Below are 21,749 nucleotides of genomic sequence, written 5' to 3' on the forward strand. Positions count from 1 at the left end.
CTGGCATGGGCTCGCCGGTGCACCAGCACCATGTGCGTGCCAGGGGGCCTCGGTGGGCAGGCGGCTGGTCAACGGTGGGCTGGGCAGCCCGGGGTGGCTCTGCTAGGCCCTGGCCCCGTGGCGACGCGAACGGGCCAGCACTGGAGTCAGGACACGCGCAGCAGGCCCGTGGTGACGGAGCCCCGCACCTTGCGCGAACAGCTCGCCGAGGTGCCGGATTCGCTCGCGCTGCTCGAGGGGCTGTTCACCCATTCGCCGGTGCCCTACGCCGTCTTCACCTCGGATGGCCACTGCCTGCTCACCAACCCCGCCTTCCTGGCGATGTTCGGCGCGGCGCCGCCACCCGAGTACAGCCTCTTCAAGGACGAGCTGCTCGCGCAGCTGGGCTATGCGAAGTTGCTCCAGCGGGTCGTGTCGGGCGAGCGCGTCCAGACGCCGGTGTTCTGGTACGACGTGAAGGAGTTGGCGCACGTCCGCGCGCCCGCCGAGGCGCGGCGCATCGCCATCTCCTGCACCGGCTTCCCCCTGGTCTCCTCCAGCGGCGGCGTCACGCACCTCGCCGTGGCCTACAAGGACATGACGGCGGAGCTGGCGGCCCGTGAGGCGGCGCAGGTGGAGCGGCGCAACCTGCTCCAGGTCTTCACGCAGGCGCCGGTGGCCATCAGCGTGCTGCGCGGCTACGAGCTGCGCTACGAGTTCGCCAACCCGCTGCTCCAGAAGCTCATGGGCGGACGCGAGCTGAACGGGCGCACCCAGGAGGAGGCCATTCCGGATTTGTCCCCGGAGCTGCTGAGCCTCCACCGGGGCGTGCTGGAGACGGGCGAGCGCGCCATCGCGCGGGAGTACCCCGTCACCATCGACTACGAGGGCGCCGGCCGCGTCGAGACCCGGTTCTGGAACATCATCTTCGAGCCCCTGCGCGACGAGCGCGGCCTCGTGGACGGTCTGGTGACGCTGGCCTTCGACGTCACCGAGCAGGTGTTCGCGCGCCAGGCCGTGGAGAGCCAGCAGAAGTGGCTGGAGGCCGTGCTCGACCTGATGCCCATGCCGGTGGTGATGGCGGACCCGGCCAGCGGCGACCTCAACTTCTCCAACGCCGCGGCGGACCGGCTCTACGGCCTGCACATTCCCAAGGACGTGCCCGCCACCGCGTATGGCGAGCACTTCCACGTCACGGACCTGGAGGGCCGCCGGCTGAGCGTGGATGACCTCCCCTCCAACCGCGCGGCCCGGGGCGAGCGGCTGGACGGGCTGGAGGTCCACTGGCACACGCCCGCGGGCCAGTACGCCCTCAGCATCTCGTCGGAGACGCTGCCCGCCATGCATGGCCACCCGTCCGTGGTGGTGATTCCCTTCCTGGACATCACCCGCCTGAAGACGGTGGAGCAGCACCTCCAGGAGGCCGTGCGTGCCCGTGACGAGTTCCTGTCCGTGGCCAGCCACGAGCTGAAGACGCCGCTGACGTCACTGGGGCTGCGACTTCAGTCCTTCGTGCGCGCCATCCACGCGGACCCGGAGTCCGCGTTGGCCCAGCGTCACGGGCGCGAGGTGGAGGCCATGCGCCGGCAGGTGACGCGTCTGGCCGAGCTCGTGGACGGGCTGCTCGACGTGTCGCGCATCAGCACCGGCCGGCTGAAGCTCCAGTTCGAGCCGGTGGACCTGCCCTCGCTCGTGCGTGAGGTAGCCGCGCGTTTCGAGCTGGAGGCCGCGCGCGCCGGCTGCGAGCTGCATGTCACGCGGGCGGAAGGGCTCGAAGGGGTGTGGGACCGGCTGCGGCTGGAGCAGGTGGTCTCCAACCTGCTGTCCAACGCGCTCAAGTACGGTGCGGGCGCACCCGTGCACATCGACGTGGCGCCAGGGGGCATGGGCGCCCGGCTGTGGGTGAGGGACCGGGGCATCGGCATCGACTCGGAAGCCCACGCGCGCATCTTCCAGAAGTTCGAGCGCGCCGTGTCCGAGCGGAACTACGGCGGCATGGGCCTGGGGCTCTACGTGACGCGCACGCTGGTGGAGGCCCTGGGTGGCACCATCCAGGTGGACAGCCAGCCCGGCGAGGGCGCCACCTTCGTGGTGGAGCTGCCGCTCCAGCCCGCGAGATAGGTCCCCCGACGGGGAGCGGAGAGGTTATACGGAGGGGGCCGTGCGCCTCCTCGCGCTTCACGTCCACGACTTCCGGAACCTCCCCCAGGTCCAGCTCACGCCCAGTGCCCACGCCACCATCGCGGTGGGGCAGAACGGGCAGGGCAAGACGAACCTGCTGGAGGCCCTCTACTTCCTGGCCACGCTCAAGCCGCTGCGCGCGGGGCGCCTGTCGGAGCTGGTGCGCTGGGGCTCGCAGGGCGCGCGGGTGACGGGGCGCTTCCTGCTCAAGGGCGCCGAGCGTGAAATCGCCGTGGAGGTGGGCGGCGGCACGCGGCAGGCCTTCGTGGATGGGAAGAAGGCCTCCAGCCTGGAGGACTACTTCGGCGGCGTGTCCGTGGTGGCCTTCACGCCGGATGACCTGGAGGTGGTGAAGGGCGGCCCGGACTCACGGCGCGGCTTCCTGGACCGGGCGGTGTTCAACCGCTTCCCCGCCTTCCTGCGCGAGAGCCGCGAGTACGCGCGGGCCTTGAAGAACCGCAACCGCCTGCTGCGCGAAGGGCACACCGTGGACGCGGTGTATCTGGAGGCCTACGACGAGACGCTGGCGAAGGCGGGCGCGCGCATCTATTCGCGGCGGCGCGCGCTGATGGCGGAGCTGGCGCCCAGGGCGCAGGCGACCTTCGCCTCCATTGGCCGCACGGTGGACCCGGCCGTGTACAACTACCGCCCCGCGCATCTGGAGGGCGACTTCGCCGCCGCGGACGAAACGGCGCTGGCGGCCATGCTGCGGGAGAGCCTCTCCGCGCGCCTGCGGCGGGACATGGAGCGGGGCTTCACCTCGGTGGGGCCGCACTCGGACGACGTCTCGGTGACGCTGGGAGGCCGCAGCGCGCGGGCCTACGCGAGCCAGGGACAGCAGCGGGCGCTGGTGCTCGGCTGGAAGATCGCCGAAATCGAGAACCTGGAGGCCGCGATGGGCTTCCTGCCGCTGCTGCTGCTGGACGACGTGTCGAGCGAGCTGGACCCCGAGCGCAACGCCTACCTCATGGGCTACCTGGCCCAGAGCGGCGCGCAGGTGGTGCTCACCACCACGGACGGCTCGCTGGTGCGGGGCGCGGCGGCGGACGACACGCTCTGGCTCGACGTGCACGGCGGGCAGGTGGCGGTGCGCGCGGACGCCGAGCCGCCTCCCGCCAGCTGAAGTCACGGCGTCACGCGCCGACGGTGCCAGGGCCAGTGGACGTGGAAGCGCCGCTCCGCGTGGTGCGGCTCGTCGCCCGGCGCCACGTGCTTGAAGAAGGGGAAGCGGTACTCCGCCCAGAGCACGCCATACGCCACGGCGAAGAGGAAGGTGGCCAGTGGCAGCCACCACGACGTGCCCACGGCGAGCGCGATGACGGTGAGCAGCAGCAGCACGACGCCCACGCCCAGCGACACATCGCGCAGCCGCTTGGACTCGCTGAAGGCCAACCCCATGGACACCACCGACAGGAGCAGCACGGAGACAGCCAGCCAGTAGCTGTGTCGTGTGTACAGGTTGGCGATTCCCAGCAGGAAGAGGCCGAGGCCGAATATCGCGAGTCCGCCGTCCATGGAGTCCTCCTTGTCCGTGTGTCGAGCGTGGGGCACTGCTGTCCGAGCCGGACGGCTTGCGTGCGTCGGGACAAAGTTGGGGCCGCGCGGCGTGGCCGGGGACTGCCCGCGGATGGGCGCTCGCACAGACTGGTTGGTGCCACGGCGGACGGCCGGCGCACCTCGGGTGGCGGGAATGTGACGTGCCAGGATGGATTCAGAGGTGTGACAGTGGACGTTTGGCCCCTACCGCACGACATGGAATTCCTTGCAGGTGCGCGACTTGTGACGCATGACTTGGTCGCAGGGCCGGAAGAGAGCCACGAAGAACGGTGCCATGCCGCGGATGACGTTGCTGTGCCTGCTGGTGGTCATGCCCCTGGCGGGCTGCCACAGGACGACGTTCGAGGATTCCGTCCTCACCAAGCCCGCCGTGCGCTACCGCATTGGCAAGCTCCCCGCGTATTGGGAGCAGGTGCGGCTGGAGGACAATGACCTCGCCTTCGCCGAGGAGGGCACCGGTCGCGCGCTCTCCGTCAACGCCACGTGCCAGGGACATGATGACCCGTCGCTCCAGGTGCTCACCCGGCACTTGTTGGCGGGCTTCACGGACCGACAGGAAATCGCTGAACAGCGCATCCCCATGGATGGGCGCGAGGCCCTGCGCAGCCGCCACCTGGCGAAGATGGACGGCGTGCCCGTGCAACTGGAGCTGGTGGTGCTGAAGAAGGACAACTGCGTGTTCGACTTCACCTATGTGTCGCCGCCGGGGCTCGCGGACGGGCGCATGGCGGACTTCGACGCGCTGCTCGCCGGCTTCGAATCGGAGCGCAAGGGATGACGACCCGGCAGCCCGAGGTGGACGCGGCGTCCGGGCCCCCGAGCCTCATGGACCGGGCGAAGGAGCGCCTGGAGTCACTGGGCGCCCTGTCGCGAATGACGGGGCAGGTGTTCAGCCGCGCGGTGCGTCCGCCCTATGACTGGCGCGGGCTCGTGTACCACACGGAGTCGCTGGGCGTGCGCTCGCTGCCCATCGCCCTGCTCACCGCGATGTTCGCGGGGCTCGTCATCTCGTTGCAGTTCGGCTACTTCCTGTCGCGCTTCGGCGTGCAGTACACCGTGGGCCGCGTGGTCATCCTCACGCTGTTCCGCGAGCTGGCGCCGGTGCTCACCGCGCTCACCGTGGGCGCGCGCATCGGCAGCGGCATCGCCGCGGAGCTGGGCGCCATGACGGTGACGGAGCAGGTGGACGCCATTCGCGCGCTGGGCGCCGACCCGCTGCGCAAGCTGGTGGTGCCCCGCGTGCTGGCGTGCCTGATTGTGCTGCCGGTGCTCACCGTGTTCGCGGACGTCGTGGGCCTGGTGGCGGGCGCGCTGGTGGTGAACTTCCAGTACGCGATTACGCTCAACCTCTTCTTCCAGGGCGCGCTGGACGCGGTGCTGATGCCGGACTTCGCCTCGGGCGTGTTCAAGGGCGCGGTGTTCGGACTCATCATCGGCCTGGTGGGCTGCTTCCGCGGGCTCACCGTGGAGGGCGGCACGGAGGGCGTGGGCCGCGCCACCACCCAGACGGTGGCGACCACGTCCGTCTCCGTGTGCCTGGCGGACTTCTTCATCACCCAGCTCACGCTGAGCCTGTGACGCGCCATGCGCTCCTCGTCCCAGACCACTTCCGAGTTCGCGTTCCAGCCGCCCCGGCCGGGTGAGCAGCTCATCTATTTCGAGCACCTGACGAAGGCGTTCGGCGCCAAGCGCGTCTATGACGACATGGACCTGGACGTGCGCGCCGGTGAGACGCTGGTGGTGATGGGCGGCTCGGGCACAGGCAAGAGCGTGCTGCTCAAGTGTCTCATCGGACTGCTGTCGCCAGACACCGGACGCATCCTCTTCCAGGGGCACGACCTGACGCGCTTCACGGAGGAGCAGTTCATGCCGGTGCGCCGGCACGTGGCCATGGTGTTCCAGGGCGCGGCGCTCTTCGACTCGCTGAACGTCGGGGAGAACGTGGCGTACCCGTTGCGCGAGCACTTCCCGGACATGCCGGCGGACGAGGTCCGTGCCCGCGTGGCGGAGAAGCTGGCGCTGGTGGACCTGCCCAACACGGAGCGGCTGATGCCCTCCGACTTGTCGGGCGGCATGCGCAAGCGCGTGGGGTTGGCGCGGGCCATCGCCACGGAGCCGGAGGTCATCCTCTGGGATGAGCCCACCACGGGCCTGGACCCCGTCACCACGCAGTCCATCAACGTGTTGATCAACTCGATGAAGACTCGGCTCGGTTGCACTTCCATCGTCGTGACCCACGACATGGTGAGCGCGTTCACCGTGGGAGACCGCATCGCCATGCTGGCCAATCGGAGAATCGTGCAGGTGGGCAATCCGCGGGAGATGCTCCACTCCACCGTCCCGGAGGTGCGTGCCTTCCTCGACGCGCGCCGCGTGGAACTGTTCCCGGGAGGCGCGCCATGAGCCTGTTCTCTCCCGCTGGAACCGAGCGCCGCCTGGCGCTGCGCACAGGGCTGTTCGTCGCCGTCGGACTGGCGGTCGCCAGCGTGGTGGTGATGGTCATCGGCCAGCAGTCGCGCCTGTTCGAGCGCAAGACGATGTATCGCGCCTACTTCGCCAACGTGCAGGGCCTCAGTGATGAGTCGCCCGTCTGGCTCGGCGGTCTCAACGTGGGGCGGGTGACGGGCATCGTCTTCTCGCCCGACCCGAAGGACCCGCGGCTGGAGGTCCAGTTCCATGTGTCATCGCGCTACACGGACCGCGTGCGTCAGGACTCGGTGGCGCAGTTGTCCAGCATGGGCGTGCTGGGCGACAAGGCGGTGGACATCTCCCTGGGCAGCCCCACGTCACCGCCGGTGGAGCCGGGTGGGGTGCTCAAGTCGTCCACGGGCGGTGACTTGTCCTCGCTGCTCAGCGGGGCGTCGCAGGTGATGGAGAACTCGGTAGCCATCAGCAAGTCGCTGCGGGCGGCGGTGGAGACGTACGCCAACCCGGAGATGGCCAACGACGTGACGCGCGGCGTGGCGGCGCTGCGGGCGCTGCTGGAAGAGGTGGAGAAGGGCGAGGGCGTGCTGCACGCGCTCATCTACGACAAGCAGGCCGGGCGCGAGGTGCGGGGGCTGCTCGCCAACGCGTCCAGCGCGGCGGCGCGGGTGGATGGCGCGGTGGGCGAGCTGGAAGGGATTCTGCGCGAGGTGCGCACGGGAGATGGCACGGCCCACGCGCTCGTCTACGGCCAGGACGGTGCCAGGGCGCTGACGGAGCTGGGGGCGGCGGCCGGCCAGCTGGCGGGGCTCATCGAGGATGCGAAGAAGAGTCCCAACGGGGCGGTGCACCAGTTGGTGTACGGCGACGCGAGCGGCATGTTCGCGGACCTGGGCAGCGCGGCGGCGGACCTGAAGAAGATTACGGCGACCGTGGCGAAGGGAGATGGCACCGTGGGTGGGCTCATCAGCGACCCGACGGTGTACGAGGACCTGCGCGAGGTGATTGGCAACGTGAAGCGCAACCGCATCCTCCGCGCGCTGGTGCGCTTCTCCCTGAACAACCGGCAGGACTTGGAGCAGGTGGGCAAGGTGAAGGGCGTGGAGCCACGCTCCGAAGCGCCCGCCGCGGCTCCGGCGGAGACGGCTCCCTCGGTGCCTGGGGAGCCTGCGGCCCAGCCCTAGCCTGGGCGGACGGAAAGCTCGCAGAACGCGATGTCGCTGAGTCGAAATGGATGCGCTGATGCGTGTCTCGCGCCATCCTGGCTTTCGTGCTTCGGAGCCACTAAGACGGCGGCCCTCCAACGCGTCGCTGCCGGAGCGCGCGAGGAGGCCCCGTCGCGATGAGCTCATCCGCCGTCTCCACTCCTGTGGCTTCCGCGCCCGCGCGCCCCACCTCTCGCATCTGGGCGGGGCGGGTGCTGCTCTTCGTGGGCTTCTTCGCGGCGCTGGCGGCGTTCCCCGTCTACACGCCCTTCGACTCCAAGCTGACGCTCCCCACCACGCTGTCTCTGTTGCGTGAAGGGAACCTCGACCTGGACGAATACGCCCCGACCTTTGAGTCGTACCGTCACGGCCTCTACGAGCGTGACGGCCACCTCTACAACTACTTCCCCCTGGGCCCTTCCCTGGTAGCCGTGCCCATGGTGGTGCTGGTGGATGGCTTCGTGCGCCTCGCCACGCCCGTGGGCAAGCTGCACCCGGCCCTGGCGAAGCCCCTGGCGCACTGGCGCCACATCTACGACGCCACCGGCGGCGTGGACCTGGATGCGTGGAACGGCCCGCAGCGCCTCTTCGCCTCCGCGCTGACCGCGCTCGCTGGCGTCGTCATGTTCATGCTGGGCACCGCGCTGCACCTGTCCCGCCGGCGCGCGCTGCTGCTCGCCGCGGTCTTCGTCTTCTGCACGCCGCTGCTCTCCACCGCCAGCCGCGCCCTGTGGCAGCACGGCCCTTCGCTGCTGTGCCTCACCCTGGTGCTCCTCGGCCTCGTCCGCGCGCGCGAGGCTCCGCGTCACGTGGCCTGGGCGGGCATTCCCCTGGCGCTCGCCTATGTCATGCGGCCCACCAACAGCCTCTCCGTGCTGGTGCTGTCGCTCTACGTGCTGTGGACCTATCCGCGGCAGGCCTGGAAGTTCTTCGCGGGCGCGCTCGCGGTGGCCATCCCGTGGGTGACGGTGAACCTCATTCACTACGGCTCCGTGCTGGCGCCTTATTACGAACCGCAGCGCCTGGAGCTGTCCGCCTCTCGCGTGGCCGAGGCCCTGGCCGGCAACCTCGTGTCCCCCGCGCGCGGGCTGCTCGTGTTCACCCCTGTGCTCCTCATGAGTGCCTGGGGCTTGTGGATGGACCTGCGCGCCCGGACCTTCACCCGGCTGCATGCCGTGCTGGTCGCGGTGGTCGCGCTGCACTGGGCCGCCATCTCCACCTTCCCGCACTGGTGGGCAGGGCACTCGTATGGCCCGCGCTTCTTCACGGACATGGTGCCCTACCTCGTCTTCTTCCTCGTCCCCGTGGTGCGCGCGCTCCAGTGGAAAGGCCCCGAGGCCCGGCGCGGCCTGACGGCCACCTTCGCGGTGCTGGCCGTGCTGAGCCTGGTCCTCCATGTCCACGGCGCCAGCTCGCGCGCGGTGTACCGGTGGAACAGCTTGCCGCTCGACGTGGATGAACACCCGGAGCGGCTCTGGGACTGGTCCGACCCGCAGTTCCTCGGGCGGCGCTGAGCTATCCGCCGCGTGCGTGCCGCGCCAGCGCGCGCGTCAGGTGCCCCGCCACGTCCGTGCCGCCGCGCGCGTCGAAGCCCAGGAACATCGCCGAGCCGTTCAGCTCCAGGATGCGCGGCGCGCCGTCCGCGTCGCGCTTCAAGTCCATCCCCGTCCAGCGCAGGCCCAGCACCTCGCACGCCTTCACGCAGCCGTGAGCCACCTCGGGAGGCAGCGTCACCTGCTCGATGCGCTCCTCGTGCTGCCGGAAGTCGAGCGACGAAGAGACGATGCGCAGGCTCGCGATGACGGCGCCGTCCAACACGTACACGCGCAGGTTCTCACCCGGCAGCAGCTCCTGGAAGGTGACGGGCGCGGCGGAGAGCGCCGCGAGGCGTTCGTCCGTGAGGTCTGCTTCACGCAGCTCCCGCGTCGCCGCGCCGCCTACGACGGGCTTGTAGACCACGCGTCCTTCCCTCGCGAAGCGGCGCACCGCCTCCGCGTCATTCGTCCACAGCGTCCGGGGCACGGGAAGTCCCGCGGCCTGGAGCGCGGCGAGCTGCGCGGGCTTGTGCATGATCCAGTCTGAAGAGGGCGGGTTGTAGAGCGGCACGCCCAGCCGCTCCCAACGGCTCAGCAATCCCAGGAGCAGCGCGCTCTTCTCGCGGAACGCGGTGAGCGTGGTGCGCCAGTCCGCGTCCATGGCCTCCTGTGCATCCACGCCGAAGGCCAGCGGGTGCGCATGCAGACCGCGCAGGTACACGGCGGCTGGTCGTCCCACCTCGCGTCCGTCCACGATGATGCCGTCTAGCGACTCCGTGAGCGACAGCCGCGTCTCCTCGGGGAAGGCCCGCGTGTCCACTGTCACCGTGTCCACGTCCTCGGCGCGAAGCCGGCGCGCCACCTCCAGGACGTGGGCGTCGTCTCGCGCACCCAGCAGCACCACCGTGCCTGTCCGTGTCACGGGCGTCCTCAGCGGTGGAGCTCACCGCCGTCGCCGGTCTCTTCGCCCACCTGCATCGTGGTCACCTGCGCTTCCTTCTCGGGCTGTGGTTCGGGGGATGCGGGCACCCAGTCCCGGATGAACAGCGCGCGCGGCGGTTTCGGCGGAGAAGTCTTTGGCATGGTGCCTCCAAGATGCGGACGGGCCCCGCGCCGCACCAGTGCTGGCCATGGAGCGCCGCGTCACCCGGGCTACATGCGCCGATTCGTCCACCGCTCCACGATGGACCCGCCAGTGCCCCCCGTATCGGCAGCGTCGGCTGTTCGTTTCCGGTGACTTCCACCGCGCGCCTGGGCTCCAATCCGTTTCATGAAAGCTCTTGCCCTGCGTGAGGACCGCTTCCTCGACGTGCTCCGGCGGCTCATCGCCCTGACTCCGAAGTTGCAGAACAACCCTGGCGCGGGGCTGGTGCCCGAGGAGCGGCTCGCCGCGCAGGTGGTGCTGGACACCCTGGCGCCGCACATCGAGAGCGGCTTCATCCAGGCGGAGTCCGTGGCGGGCCCGGGCCAGGCGTCGCGCCCCTGTCTGGTGCTCACCGTGCCGGGCGAGGGAGAGGGCGCCATCGGCTTCGTCGGCGCGCACTTCGACGTGGTCCCCGCGGACCAGAAGGCGGAGGGCTGGGAGCGCAGCCCCTTCGAGCTGTGGGAGGGCCCCGGCGGCGTGCTCTACGGGCGCGGCGTCACCGACTGCCTGGGGCACGTCGCCGTGCTCACCGACCTGCTGGCCCAACTGGCCGAGCGCAAGGTGCGCCCCAGCCGCACGCTGAAGGTGGTGCTCATCTCCAACGAGGAGTCCTCGGAGCTGCCGGGCCTGGGCCTCAACTACGTGGCTGAGCAGGGCATGCTCAAGCCGCTCGACGGCCAGCCGGTGTACTGGCTGGACAGCGCCAACTTCGGCCCCACGCTGGGCACGGCGGGCGTGTCGCTGTGGGAGCTGAAGGTGACGGGCGTGGGCGGCCACTCCGGCATGCCGCAGAACTGCGTCAACGCGCTGGAGCTGGGCATGGCCGCGTCGTTGGAGCTGGCGCGCTTCTTCCACGAGCGCTTCCCGCCCACGGAGGACGAGAAGCGCTGGGGCTTCCTGTCGTCCTCCAGTCTCAAGGCCACCGTGGTGGAGGCGCCCAACACCAAGGAGACAAAGGTGCCCGCCGACGTCGTCCTGCGCGGCGACATCCGCCTCACGCCCTTCTACGACCTGGCGGAGGTGCAGAAGGCCGTGACGGACTTCATGGCGGAGCTCGATGCCCGGCTGGAGCGCGACGACGCCCCCGCGCACTTCCCGCGCACGCGCACCGCGGGCGGCAAGCGCGGTGAGCTGGCGTTCCGCTTCCAGGGGGAGGGGACCGAGGGCATCGCCTGCCGGCTGGACTCGGAGGGCCTGCGCGCCCTGAAGGAGGCCATGCAGGTGGTGCGCGGTGTGTCGGCCACGCCCTTCTCGCTCACTGGCTCGCTGCCGCTCGTGAGGGACCTGCAACGACAGGGCTGCGACGTGCAGATTACGGGCTTCGGGGACATGCAGTACTACCACGCCCCCAATGAGCAGGCCCGGCTGGAGGACTTCCGGCAGGGCTTCGCGATTCTCCGCGAGCTGCTCGTCCGCCTCTGAGGCGGGGCGCGTCCGGTGGCGTGCTGTTCGGAAATGTCGGGGGTTTTGGCGCGGCGAATGTCCCGACATTTCCGAACAGCGAGCACCGGACACTCGCCCGGAGCACATGTGCGTGGACAGCGCGGCGGGGGACCGCCACAGTCGGCCCGGGCCGCGGGCACCTCCGCTCGCGGCGGCTGCGCGAGAGGAGTGGTGACGCCGTGAGAGACTTGCTGATGATTCCAGGGCCGGTGGAGTTCGAGCCCGAGGTGCTCCAGGCGCTGGGCGCTCCCACCCTCAGCCACACGGACCCCGCTTTCATCGCCGTCTTCGGCCGGGCCCTGAAGCGGCTTCGGGAGGTGAGTCTGGCGCCCTCCGCGCAGCCCTTCGTAGTGTCCGGCTCCGGCACGCTGGCCATGGAGCTGGCGGTGGCCAACCTGGTGGAGCCTGGGGACGCGGCCCTGGTGGTGAACACCGGCTATTTCAGCGACCGGATGGCGAAGATTCTCGAGCGCCACGGCGCCCAGGTGACGCACGTGCGCGCCCCGCCGGGAGACGTGCCCTCCCTGGACGCGGTGGAGACGCACCTGTCGAAGGGTGGCTTCAAGGTGCTGTCCATCACCCATGTGGACACGTCCACGGGCGTGCTCGTACCCGCGGAGGCGCTGGTGCGGGCCGCGCGCAAGCACGGTGTGCTGTCGGTGGTGGATGGTGTGTGCGCCACCGCGGCGGAGATCTTCCGCCAGGATGCGTGGGAGGCGGACGTGTACCTCACGGCCAGCCAGAAGGCGGTGGGGGTTCCTCCCGGCCTGGCGCTGCTCACCGTGAGCCCGCGGGCCATGGAGGCCTGGCGCAAGCGCAAGACGCCGGTGGCCAGCGTCTACGCGGACTTCGCGGAGTGGCTGCCCATCATGGAGGCGTACGAAGCGGGCAAGCCGGCCTACTTCGCCACCCCGCCAGTGAACCTGGTGGCCGCGCTGGACGTGAGCCTGGGGCAGATTCTGGCCGAGGGCATGGACGCCCGCTTCGCCCGGCACCAGCGGATGGCGCGGGCCTTCCGCGCGGCGTGGAAGGCCATGGGCCTGCGCCTGTTGCCCACCTCCGACGCCGTGGCGGCCAACACGCTGAGCGCCGTGTACTACCCGGACGGCGTGGACGCGGCGCTGGTGAGCGGGGTGAAGGGGCAGGGTGTCGTCGTCGCCGGCGGCCTCCACCCGGACCTCAAGACGCGCTACTTCCGCGTGGGCCACATGAACCGGGTGGGGCCCGCGGACGTCCTATCCACGGTGGGCGCCCTGGAGCGCGCGCTCATCGCCGCCGGTCATCGCTCGGAGCCCGGCGCCGCCGTGGCCGCCGCCCAGGCGTCCCTCATCGCGGGCTGAGCCCGGCCTGGGACATCCGCCTCCATTCGTTGGCTGGCGGATGCTCCTCTCGGCCTGCGGGGCGAACCGGGTTTGATTCGACAGTATCGGAAAAATATGCGATTGTTGGCTTCCCGGAAGTGGGGGGAATCTTGTGAGCCCGGAAGCATCCGCGAAGTGAGGTGGCGGTGTGTTCCCCGGGCGCCTTGGAAGGGCCCCTCGGGGAGATGACCATGTACGCGGGTTACGAATCGAGCGCGGGTGGTGGCGCGGCCTGGGAGCTGGAGCTGCGGCGTCTGGCGGCCACCGACGACGACATGGCGCGTGGGATGTTCTTCCAGGGCACGCTGGACGTCGTGGGTTTCCTGGGAGGCGAAGGCGCCGTGGCCCGTTGCAAGGGGGTGGCCGGCATCTGGGAAATCAACCTCCTCCATATGTACCCCATCACCCGGTTCCTCCGGATGTCATCCACGGCGGCGCGGCTGTTGGCCCCGCAGTTGGACGGCTTCGAGGGCGTGCTGCGGCGCATGGGAACGCAGGCCACGGTGGACTTCGTGGCGTCCGTCTTCGGACGGGAGTTGATGCGAACGGCCAGTGGCAAGCCGCGGCTGCTGTTGCAGTCGCTGGGAGAGGCCTACCTCGCCGCGGTGACCTACGGCGAGCGCTACCCGCTGTGGACGGGGGAGACGAGCGCCCGTTTCATCATGCGGCGTGACTTCATGCCCGCCGCCTACCACGAGGGCGTGCTGCACGGCGTGCTGGAGGCGGTGGGCGCGCGTGAGGTCCGGGTCCAAGGTCGCCAGGTGGGGCTGCTCGACAGCGAGTACGAGCTGTCCTGGAAGTAGGCGTGGCGGTGCGCGCCCCGGCGTACTGGCCGGGGTGTGGAACTCCCTGGCACGGGTGTCGGGCTGGTGACCGTCCAACGCATCCTCCACCGCCATGGGGAGACATCTCCGCGGAGGCAGTGCCGGGCGAAGCGGCCACGTTCTGTTTCCCCTGGAGGCGTCCCGTCCACGAGTGACGGCGAGCGGCCCATCCTGCGGCCCCGGACGACGTGGACCTCACGCTGCGCGTCTTCAGGGTGGAGCAGGCCGTGGCGGCGCGGGTCTCCCAAACGCGCTCACGTTCGCGCCGGGGCAGCCGGTGGAGGTGGCTGTCGCGCGCGTGGGCCACATGGGCCGTGTTCAGGTGGCTGACAGAGGGAACGGAATTTCAGAGGGCCCGGTGAAGCATGTCTTCGAACGCTTCGGACGGGCGGTAAGCTCGCGCTCCTTTGGGGGCCGGGCCTGGGCCGGGCCGCGCGAAGGGGGTGGCGCGCGCTTCACCCTGGATTTGCCGTTGGAGAAGGAGAGGCGTGAGTGAGCCGGCCGTTGCTGGTGGTGGATGACGACGCGGACCTGCGCGAAGCCCTGGAGGAAGTGCTTCGTGACGCGGGCTACACGGTGCTGGGGGCCAGCAATGGCAAGCAGGCCCTGGAGGTGCTGGGCGCGGCCACGGAGCTGCCGGGGCTCGTCCTGCTGGACATGATGATGCCTGTCATGGACGGAGGCGGGTTCGCGCGGGCCATGCGCCAGGTGTCCGCCTGGCGGGACATCCCGGTGCTCGTCTTCTCCGCGTCAGCGAATGCTCGCCAGGTCGCGGATGAGATTGGCGCTTGCGGCCACCTGCGCAAACCCGTGGACGTGGACACACTGCTGGACGCTGTCAGCCGCCATCTGACGGCGTGAAGCAGGCAGGCGGGTCCTGTTTGACGCTCCGCGTTCCCCCCGGTTGACGCCTCGAAATCAGGTTGGTAAGTGCCAGCTTAACACTTTACGTGGAGGGCCGGATGCACACCAACGCGCTCGCGCTGCTGATCTTGCAGCTCATCGTCATCATCGGCTTGTCGCGGCTCATCGGCCGCGGCGCGCGGTGGTTGGGACAGCCGTTGGTCATCGCGGAGGTGGTGGCCGGTATCGTCCTGGGGCCCTCGCTGCTGGGCTGGCTGGCGCCGGACATCATGAACGGGCTGTTCCCGGCCTCGTCCATGCCGGTGCTGACGATGCTCAGCCAGGTGGGCCTGGTGCTGTTCATGTTCCTCATCGGCCTGGAGCTGGACCCCCAACTGCTCAAGGGCCGGGGGCATGCGTCGGTGGCCATCAGCCACTCCAGCATCGTCGTCCCCTTCGCGCTGGGCGCGGGCGCGGGCGCGCTGTGGCTCTACAAGAGCCTGTCGTCGCCAGAGGTGCCGTTCACCTCGTTCGTGCTCTTCATGGGCGTGGCGATGAGCATCACCGCCTTCCCGGTGCTGGCGCGCATCCTCACCGAGCGAGGCCTGCTCCAGTCGAAGGTGGGCACGGTGGCCATTGCCTGCGCGGCGGTGGATGACGTCACCGCGTGGTGCCTGCTGGCCTTCGTCGTCTCCATCGTCCGCGCGGCCAGCCTGGCGCAGGCGGCGCTCACCACGGTGATGGCGCTGGGCTACATCGTCTTCATGCTGATGGTGGTGAGGCCCTTCCTCGCGCGCCTGGGCGCGCGGGTGGCCAGCCGTGAGGGGCTCACCCAGAACGTGGTGGCGGGCACGCTGGTGCTGCTGCTGGCGTCCGCGGGCGTGACGGAACTCATCGGCATCCACGCGCTCTTCGGTGCCTTCCTCTTCGGCGCGGTGATTCCGAAGGAAGGCCGGCTGGCGGAGACGCTGGCGGAGCGGCTGGAGGACGTGGCGGTGGTGTTGCTGTTGCCCATCTTCTTCGCCTTCAGCGGCCTGCGCACGCAGATTGGCCTGCTGAACACCGCGGAGGACTGGCTGACGTGCGGCGTCATCATCGTGCTGGCCTGCCTGGGCAAGTTCGGCGGCAGCGCGGTGGCGGCGCGGATGACGGGCCTGCGGTGGCGCGAGGCGAGCGCCATCGGCATCCTGATGAACACGCGCGGGTTGATGGAGCTCATCGTCCTCAACATCGGCCTGGACCTGGGCGTCATCTCACCCCAGCTCTTCACCATGATGGTGTTGATGGCGCTGGTGACGACGTTCATCACCACGCCGCTGCTGAAGTGGATCTACCCGCTGGAGGAGATTGCCCGCGAGCGCGTGGTATTGCCGCTGCCGGTGGAGCCAGGCCCTCCGCCCTACAGCGTGCTGATGTGCGTGTCCCACGGGCAGGCGGGGCCGGGCATGGCCACCCTGTCGCGCTCGCTGACGGGGCGTGAGGAGGGCGCGCGGCTTCACGCGCTGCACCTGGTGTCCCCGGAGCGCGCCTCCCTGCGCCCGGCGCAGCAGCGGGACCCCGAGGAGGACAGCGCGCTGACGCCGCTGTTGTGGCGGGCCGAAAGCCTGGGACTCTCCGTCCGGCCGTTGTCGTTCGTCTCCGCGGACCCGGCCCAGGACATCTGCCGCACGGCGAAGGCCCGGCGCGCGGACCTGGTCCTGCTGGGGTGGCACAAGCCACTCTTCAGCCAGACGATGCTGGGCGGCACGGTGCGTGAGGTGATGCAGGAGGCCTGTGGCCCGGTGGCGGTGCTGGTGGACCGGGGGCTGTCGGACATCAAGCGCGTGCTGGTGCCCTTCGTGGGCAGCCAGCATGACCGCGCGGCCCTGGCCCTGGCCCGGCGGCTGAATCAGCAGGCGGGCGCCGAGGTGACGGTGTTACACGTGACGTCGGACCTCGGCGGCAATGGCGGGGCCCGGTCGCAGGTGGAGGCGCTGTTTCCGGCGAACGAGGGCGGAGTGACGTTGAAGGAGGTCCGCAGCGATGCGCCGGACGAGGCCGCCCTGGGTGAGGCGCGCCACGGCTATGACCTGGTGATTGTCGGCATCGGCGCGCAGTGGGGGCTGGAGGACAAGGTCTTCGGCCTGCAGCGTGAGCGCATCATCCGGGACGCGCCGGGCTCGCTGCTGGTGGTGTGTGGCGCGTCGCCCGCCACGGCGGCGGAGCCCTCCTCTGAATCCTCCAACGACGGGGCCAGCGCGGCCCGGGCTCTGCCCGCGAGGAGCTGATGCACCTGGGAGCCACCCTCCGACTGTTGCGCACGGATGCGGGCCTGTCGCTGCGGGACCTGGCGCGCCGCATCGGCGTGTCCAGCGCGTACCTCAGCCGGGTGGAGAACGGCGTGGACGCGCCCCCCACGCCCGAGCGCCTGTCGGCCATTGCCCGCGAGCTGCGAGTCCCGTCCTCGGTGCTGATGGACGTGGCCAACCGGATGAGTCCGTCCGTGGCCGCCTACCTGGAAGAGGTGCCGGGCGCGGGGGCCCTCTTCCTGGACATCGCCCAGCGGCGCCTGTCCGGGTTGCAGCTGGCGCGCGTGCGCGACTTCCTGGACGCGGAGTTTCCCGTGGCCCAAGGGCGGCGCGACGCGCCCGTGCCTCCGCTGGCGCCGCTGCTGGCGCCAGAGCGCATGGTGTTGCAGCTGTCCTGCGCGGGCTGGGACGACGTGCTGGACGTGGTGGCGGAGCGGCTGGCCTCCTCGCAGCCCGGCGCGGACGTCGCGCGGGTGGTGGGCGGCCTGAAGCGGCACCGGGAGGAGTCCTCGTGCGCGGTGGGCGGCGGGGTGGCGGTGCCCCATTCCTTCCTGCCAGGCGCGGTGCCCACCGCGGCCCTGGTGACGCTGGCCACGCCGCTCGCGGGCGATACCCCCGACGGCAAGCCGCTCCGCGTCGTGGTGGCCATTCTGGACGCCGAGCGGGGCAACCCCCAGTTGGTGCGGCTGGCGCATCTGGCGCGGCTGGCGTCCCACGGGCTGGCGGACCGGTTGTTGGGGCTCAGCCAGCCGGCCCAGGTGCTCTCCAGTCTGGCGGAGCTGGAGGCGCTGCGCTGACTCAGGGACTCGTGCGGCCCCAGGTCTCCCACGCGCCCAGATCCCGGTAGCCCAGGCGCTGATACAAGGGCTTCGCCTCCGGCGTGGCCTGGAGCACCGCGGCCGTCATCCCCCGGGTCCGCGCCTGGTGGTGCAGCCCGCGCATCACCTGCGCGGCCAGCCCCCGGCCCCGGGCCTCGGGCACCGTGGCCACCATGTAGATGCCCGCGGTGTCGCCCACGTCCCGGGCCATGCCACACGCCAGGGCAACGCCCGCCTCCTTCGCGACCAGCGTATGCACCGGCAGCCGAGGCGGCTGCAGCCAGACATCGAGCTGGCTCCCGAGCTGGCCCCACGTGCGCTTGTTGATGGCGACCATGTCGTCCTGTGTCTCGGAGACCTCCAGGGGGAGGTCCGGCGGGGCGTCCGGCACGTCCCCCAGCACCAGGCCCATGGCATCCATCCGGACCGCGTCGGGGGCGAAGCCGGCGTCCTCCAGCACCCGCCGGCCCTCGGTGTCTCCGGGCAGCAGCACCACGCGCCAGCCGGGCAGGTCCAGGCGCAGGTAGAAGTCCGTCAGGGCGGGCAGGGCGTCGCGCAGCGCTCCCGGGTCGTGGAAGAAGGCCTGCTGGGCCCGCGAGTGCTCCGGGTGCCCCGGCAGACAGAAGGCGTCCACGCCTGGCAGGCCCAGATGCCGCAGCGTGCCGCGCTCCCGCTGAAGGTGCTTGAAGGCGATGACGTTCGACAGCAGGCGCGCGGACAGCTCGGCATTCGTCATGGGACTCTGGAGCGTAGGGCACGCTCCGCCCGGCGGAGAACAGACGCAGCGCTCAAAACCGCGCACCGGCGCGCTGGGAGGATTAGGGTGCAGGGGCACCCATGAGCAGCCCGCGCTTCTACGCCTTCGACCCTCGCGCCACCCGCATCGCCCTCTTCGTGGGGGCCTGCGTGCTGGCCGTCCTCACCGCCTGGGCCCTGGCGGATGCCCGCGCCGAAGGTGGCGTCCAGGCCATGGCCCGCGCCGGCGTCTCCGCGGGGCTGATGTTGACCTTCCTGGTGTCCTTCCACCGCCTGCGGCCCCGCACGGGCTGGGGCGTCACGGTGGACGCGCGGGGCGTGCGCGTGGCCCGGCCCTTCAGTCAGAAGGAGCTGGACCTGCACTGGGGGCAGATTGACCACGTGCGCCGGATTGGCCGGAAGGGGAGCGTGCTCGCCCTGTTCCTCAAGGAAGAAGGCCGAGTGCTCGTCACCCGGCATCTCTTCGCCCGCAAGGCTGTTTTCGACGAGTTGATTTCGGCGCTGGAGGACCGCCTCCCGCCGCCCCGTTTCGACGCCTGAACACCCCGTTTCCCGGGGCGGCCTCCCAGGCAGGCGGCCAGGCGGATTTCACGAATGTTTACGCAGCCTTGCGAGTCCTCGTTAACCTTGTTCGACGTGCCTTGAAGTGGTACGCACGGACCTGTTGCAAGGCTCCTTTTCCCAAGGACAGTTTCACATGGAAAAGACCCCCGCTACCGGCTCGGCGGTTGCTCCGCCGCCCGTGGAGTATGGGACGGACAGCATTACCAAGCTCGAGGGCCGCGAGGCGGTCCGGAAGCGCCCCGGCATGTACATCGGCGACACGATGGCCTACGGGCTCCACAAGCTCGTGTACGAGGTCGTCGACAACGCGGTGGACGAGTCGCTGGCCGGGCACTGCACCGACATCGAGGTCGTCATCCACGTGGATGGCTCCCTGAGCGTGCAGGACAACGGGCGCGGCATCCCCGTGGGCCCGCACCCCAAGTTCCCGGGCAAGGACACCCTGGAGGTCGTCCTCACGGAGCTGCACGCCGGCAGCAAGTTCGGCAACGGCGCGTACAAGGTCTCCGGCGGCCTCCACGGCGTGGGCGTCACCTGCGTCAACTTCCTCTCGGAGTGGTTCAAGGTCCGCGTCCACCGCAACGGCATTGTCTACGAGCAGTCCTACGCGCAGGGCGTCCCGGACACCCCGCCGCGCGAGGTGGGCACCACCGACAAGCGCGGCACGCACATCGCCTTCAAGCCGGACGCCACGGTGATGGAGCTGGTGGAGTTCAACTTCGAGACGCTCAGCCAGCGTCTGCGCGAGCTGGCCTTCCTCAACGCCGGCCTGCACATCACCGTCCGCGATGAGCGCACGAACAAGGAGCACGACTTCAAGTTCGACGGCGGCATCTCCTCGTTCGTGGAGTACCTCAACAAGTCGAAGCAGACGCTCCACGACAAGCCCATCGCCTTCAGCACGGAGCGCGAGGGCGTCATGCTCGACATCGCGATGCAGTGGAATGACGGCTACGACGAGCGCATCTACACCTTCGCGAACAACATCAACACCCACGAGGGTGGCAGCCACCTGTCCGGCTTCAAGGCGGCGCTGACGCGCACGCTCAACAGCTACGCGGAGAAGGGCAGCCTCTGGAAGGACCTCAAGGAGACGCCCACCGGCGAGGACGCGCGTGAAGGCCTGTCCGCCGTCATCTCCGTCAAGCTGACCAACCCCCAGTTCGAGGGTCAGACGAAGACGAAGCTGGGCAACAGCGAGGTGAAGGGTCTGGTCGAGCAGATGGTGAACGACCAGCTCGGCTCCTTCCTGGAAGAGACGCCCGTGGTCGCCAAGAAGGTCGTGGCGAAGATTGGCGACGCCTGCCGGGCGCGTCTGGCCGCGCGCAAGGCGCGTGAGACGGTGCGCCGCAAGGGCGTGCTGGACGGCGGCGGGCTCCCCGGAAAGCTGGCGGACTGTCAGAGCCGCGACCCGAACGAGAGCGAGCTCTACATCGTGGAGGGCGACTCCGCAGGTGGCTCCGCGAAGCAGGGCCGGGACCGGCGCAACCAGGCCATCCTTCCGCTGCGCGGCAAGATTCTCAACGTGGAGAAGGCCCGCTTCGAGAAGATGCTCACCAGCGCCGAAATCGTGACGCTGATTACGGCATTGGGCACGGGCATCGGCGCGGAGGACTACGACCCGGAGAAGGCGCGCTACCACCGCATCATCCTGATGACGGACGCCGACGTGGACGGCAGCCACATCCGCACGCTGCTGCTCACCTTCTTCTTCCGGCAGATGCCGGAGCTCTTGCAGAAGGGCTACCTCTACATCGCGCAGCCGCCGCTCTACAAAGTCACGCGCAACAAGAAGGACCAGTACGTCAAGGACGAGCACGCGCTGAACGAGTACCTGCTCAAGATTGCCTCCGAGCACGCGCGGGTGCTGACGCCCGAGGGCGAGCTGGGCGGCGCGGAGCTGAAGGCGCTGCTGGAGAAGGTGATTACGTACGAGGAGCGCCTGGAGAAGCAGGCCAAGCGCCGGGACGCGCGGGTGGTGGACGCGCTGGTGCAGGGCGCACGGCTGTCGGCGGAGACGCTGACGGACGAGGCGGCCCTGGAGGCGGCGGTGAAGGCCGCCTATGACACCTTCGAGCGCCGCATGCCGGACGTGCTGGGCCGCGTGCGCCACGAGCTGGTGCAGGACCCCGAGCACCACACCAAGAAGCTGGTGTTCCACACCGACGTGAATGGCGCCATGCGGGAGACGGTGCTCGACCACGCCTTCCTGTCGTCGCCGGAGTACCTGGAGCTGTCGTCGCTGCGCGACGCCTTCGTGGCGCTGGGCAAGGCGCCGTACAAGGTCCGCGTGGACGCGGGGGAAATCACCGTCTTCTCCGTGCAGGAGGTGCTCGCCGCCGTTCGCAAGGACGCGCAACGCGGCCTGGGCCTGCAGCGCTACAAGGGGCTGGGTGAGATGAACCCGGAGCAGCTCTGGGACACGACGATGAACCCGGCCACGCGCACGCTGCTCCAGGTGCGGGTGGAGGACGCGGTGGAGAGCGACGAAATCTTCTCGCTGCTGATGGGCGAGGCGGTGGAGCCGCGGCGCGAGTTCATCGAGCGCAACGCCCTGGACGTGCAGAACCTGGACATCTGAGTCCGTCCCAGGAAAGACGCGTGGGCCCGGTGCCCCTGCGGCCCCGCGCCCACGTGCCTTTCCCGTCCTTGTCGAGCCGGGCCTCCGCGCTGCCGGGCCCTCGCTAGCCCTTACGTCAGGAAGCCGGCCCCCTTCGCTGAAGCCGCGGGGCGCCGGTGCACCGTAAGGTAGTCACCGTTCCTCCGGCCCAGCCCGGCGTCCTCCGTGGCGCCGCGAATGCTCGCCTCACCTGCTGGCGCCCCAGGA

Annotated in this window: 20 protein-coding genes; 16 read left to right on the plus strand and 4 right to left on the minus strand. The window is 70.0% G+C overall.

From position 1 onward, the window contains the following. The first annotated feature begins 30 nt into the window (after positions 1 to 30). Both FMP39_RS02675 and FMP39_RS02680 read left to right on the plus strand, forming a co-directional pair. Complete coding sequence (locus tag FMP39_RS02675) at positions 31 to 2,100, plus strand: PAS domain-containing sensor histidine kinase (protein WP_141588453.1); 2,070 nt, start codon at positions 31 to 33, stop codon at positions 2,098 to 2,100. Positions 2,101 to 2,140: 40 nt separating this feature from the next. Next, a complete protein-coding gene (locus tag FMP39_RS02680) occupies positions 2,141 to 3,283 on the plus strand; it encodes a DNA replication/repair protein RecF (protein ID WP_141588454.1) in 1,143 nt (380 codons plus the stop codon). A 2-nt stretch (positions 3,284 to 3,285) separates the two neighbouring features. On the opposite strand, the gene FMP39_RS02685 is transcribed toward FMP39_RS02680, so the two are convergent. Continuing rightward, a complete protein-coding gene (locus tag FMP39_RS02685) occupies positions 3,286 to 3,675 on the minus strand; it encodes a hypothetical protein (RefSeq protein WP_141588455.1) in 390 nt (129 codons plus the stop codon). Between the two features lie 316 nt (positions 3,676 to 3,991). On the opposite strand from FMP39_RS02685, the gene FMP39_RS02690 reads away from it, so the two are divergent. From FMP39_RS02690 to FMP39_RS02710, 5 genes are all read left to right on the plus strand, one after another. After that, entirely contained in the window at positions 3,992 to 4,495 is a 504-nt protein-coding gene (locus tag FMP39_RS02690; protein WP_026113922.1) for a hypothetical protein, read from the plus strand. Continuing rightward, complete coding sequence (locus FMP39_RS02695; protein ID WP_141588456.1) at positions 4,492 to 5,295, plus strand: ABC transporter permease; 804 nt, start codon at positions 4,492 to 4,494, stop codon at positions 5,293 to 5,295. Before FMP39_RS02690 ends, FMP39_RS02695 begins: the two co-directional genes overlap by 4 nt. A 6-nt stretch (positions 5,296 to 5,301) precedes the next feature. Further along, the gene (locus FMP39_RS02700) at positions 5,302 to 6,120 is read left to right on the plus strand and encodes an ABC transporter ATP-binding protein (RefSeq protein ID WP_141588457.1); all 819 of its coding nucleotides are present in this window, start codon (positions 5,302 to 5,304) and stop codon (positions 6,118 to 6,120) included. After that, positions 6,117 to 7,325, plus strand: a complete 1,209-nt coding sequence (locus tag FMP39_RS02705) for an MlaD family protein (RefSeq protein WP_141588458.1) — start codon at positions 6,117 to 6,119, stop codon at positions 7,323 to 7,325. The genes FMP39_RS02700 and FMP39_RS02705 overlap by 4 nt, the downstream gene beginning before the upstream one ends. A gap of 158 nt (positions 7,326 to 7,483) precedes the next feature. Further along, positions 7,484 to 8,860 carry a hypothetical protein gene (locus FMP39_RS02710; RefSeq protein ID WP_141588459.1) on the plus strand — a complete coding sequence of 459 codons (1,377 nt, stop codon included), beginning with the start codon at positions 7,484 to 7,486 and terminating at the stop codon, positions 8,858 to 8,860. A 1-nt stretch (position 8,861) separates the two neighbouring features. On the opposite strand, the gene FMP39_RS02715 is transcribed toward FMP39_RS02710, so the two are convergent. After that, a complete protein-coding gene (locus FMP39_RS02715) occupies positions 8,862 to 9,803 on the minus strand; it encodes a RimK family alpha-L-glutamate ligase (protein WP_228557597.1) in 942 nt (313 codons plus the stop codon). An 8-nt stretch (positions 9,804 to 9,811) separates the two neighbouring features. Beyond that, positions 9,812 to 9,964 (minus strand): hypothetical protein, encoded by a 153-nt coding sequence (locus FMP39_RS02720; protein WP_153904229.1) that lies wholly within the window; start codon positions 9,962 to 9,964, stop codon positions 9,812 to 9,814. Positions 9,965 to 10,151: 187 nt separating this feature from the next. On the opposite strand from FMP39_RS02720, the gene FMP39_RS02725 reads away from it, so the two are divergent. The 7 genes from FMP39_RS02725 (at position 10,152) to FMP39_RS02755 (ending at position 17,581) form a co-directional block, all read left to right on the plus strand. Then, positions 10,152 to 11,447 carry a M20/M25/M40 family metallo-hydrolase gene (locus FMP39_RS02725; RefSeq protein ID WP_141588460.1) on the plus strand — a complete coding sequence of 432 codons (1,296 nt, stop codon included), beginning with the start codon at positions 10,152 to 10,154 and terminating at the stop codon, positions 11,445 to 11,447. Positions 11,448 to 11,647: 200 nt separating this feature from the next. Then, positions 11,648 to 12,808 carry an alanine--glyoxylate aminotransferase family protein gene (locus FMP39_RS02730; protein ID WP_141588461.1) on the plus strand — a complete coding sequence of 387 codons (1,161 nt, stop codon included), beginning with the start codon at positions 11,648 to 11,650 and terminating at the stop codon, positions 12,806 to 12,808. Positions 12,809 to 13,020: 212 nt separating this feature from the next. Beyond that, positions 13,021 to 13,632: a DUF2378 family protein gene (locus FMP39_RS02735; protein ID WP_194858201.1), complete on the plus strand. Its 612-nt coding sequence runs from the start codon at positions 13,021 to 13,023 to the stop codon at positions 13,630 to 13,632. Between the two features lie 328 nt (positions 13,633 to 13,960). After that, positions 13,961 to 14,149, plus strand: coding sequence for a hypothetical protein (locus FMP39_RS38640; RefSeq protein WP_368667055.1), 189 nt, complete (start codon positions 13,961 to 13,963; stop codon positions 14,147 to 14,149). Beyond that, positions 14,146 to 14,514 carry a response regulator gene (locus FMP39_RS02745; protein ID WP_141588463.1) on the plus strand — a complete coding sequence of 123 codons (369 nt, stop codon included), beginning with the start codon at positions 14,146 to 14,148 and terminating at the stop codon, positions 14,512 to 14,514. Before FMP39_RS38640 ends, FMP39_RS02745 begins: the two co-directional genes overlap by 4 nt. A gap of 101 nt (positions 14,515 to 14,615) precedes the next feature. Then, positions 14,616 to 16,763, plus strand: coding sequence for a cation:proton antiporter (locus tag FMP39_RS02750; RefSeq protein WP_141588464.1), 2,148 nt, complete (start codon positions 14,616 to 14,618; stop codon positions 16,761 to 16,763). Continuing rightward, positions 16,763 to 17,581 (plus strand): helix-turn-helix domain-containing protein, encoded by an 819-nt coding sequence (locus FMP39_RS02755; protein WP_141588465.1) that lies wholly within the window; start codon positions 16,763 to 16,765, stop codon positions 17,579 to 17,581. Before FMP39_RS02750 ends, FMP39_RS02755 begins: the two co-directional genes overlap by 1 nt. A 1-nt stretch (position 17,582) precedes the next feature. Here the strand turns inward: FMP39_RS02755 and FMP39_RS02760 are convergent, their stop codons facing one another. Beyond that, a complete protein-coding gene (locus FMP39_RS02760; protein ID WP_228557598.1) occupies positions 17,583 to 18,338 on the minus strand; it encodes a GNAT family N-acetyltransferase in 756 nt (251 codons plus the stop codon). Positions 18,339 to 18,439: 101 nt separating this feature from the next. Between FMP39_RS02760 and FMP39_RS02765 the strand changes: the two genes are divergently transcribed. Beyond that, on the plus strand, positions 18,440 to 18,898 hold the full coding sequence (locus FMP39_RS02765) for a hypothetical protein (protein ID WP_011550408.1): 459 nt from the start codon (positions 18,440 to 18,442) through the stop codon (positions 18,896 to 18,898). 157 nt (positions 18,899 to 19,055) lie between these two features. Further along, positions 19,056 to 21,503, plus strand: coding sequence for a DNA topoisomerase (ATP-hydrolyzing) subunit B (gyrB, locus tag FMP39_RS02770; protein WP_141588467.1), 2,448 nt, complete (start codon positions 19,056 to 19,058; stop codon positions 21,501 to 21,503). The last annotated feature ends 246 nt before the right edge of the window (positions 21,504 to 21,749 follow it).

The organism is Myxococcus sp. AB056 (genome assembly GCF_006547365.1).
In the GTDB taxonomy this organism is placed as follows: domain Bacteria; phylum Myxococcota; class Myxococcia; order Myxococcales; family Myxococcaceae; genus Myxococcus; species Myxococcus virescens.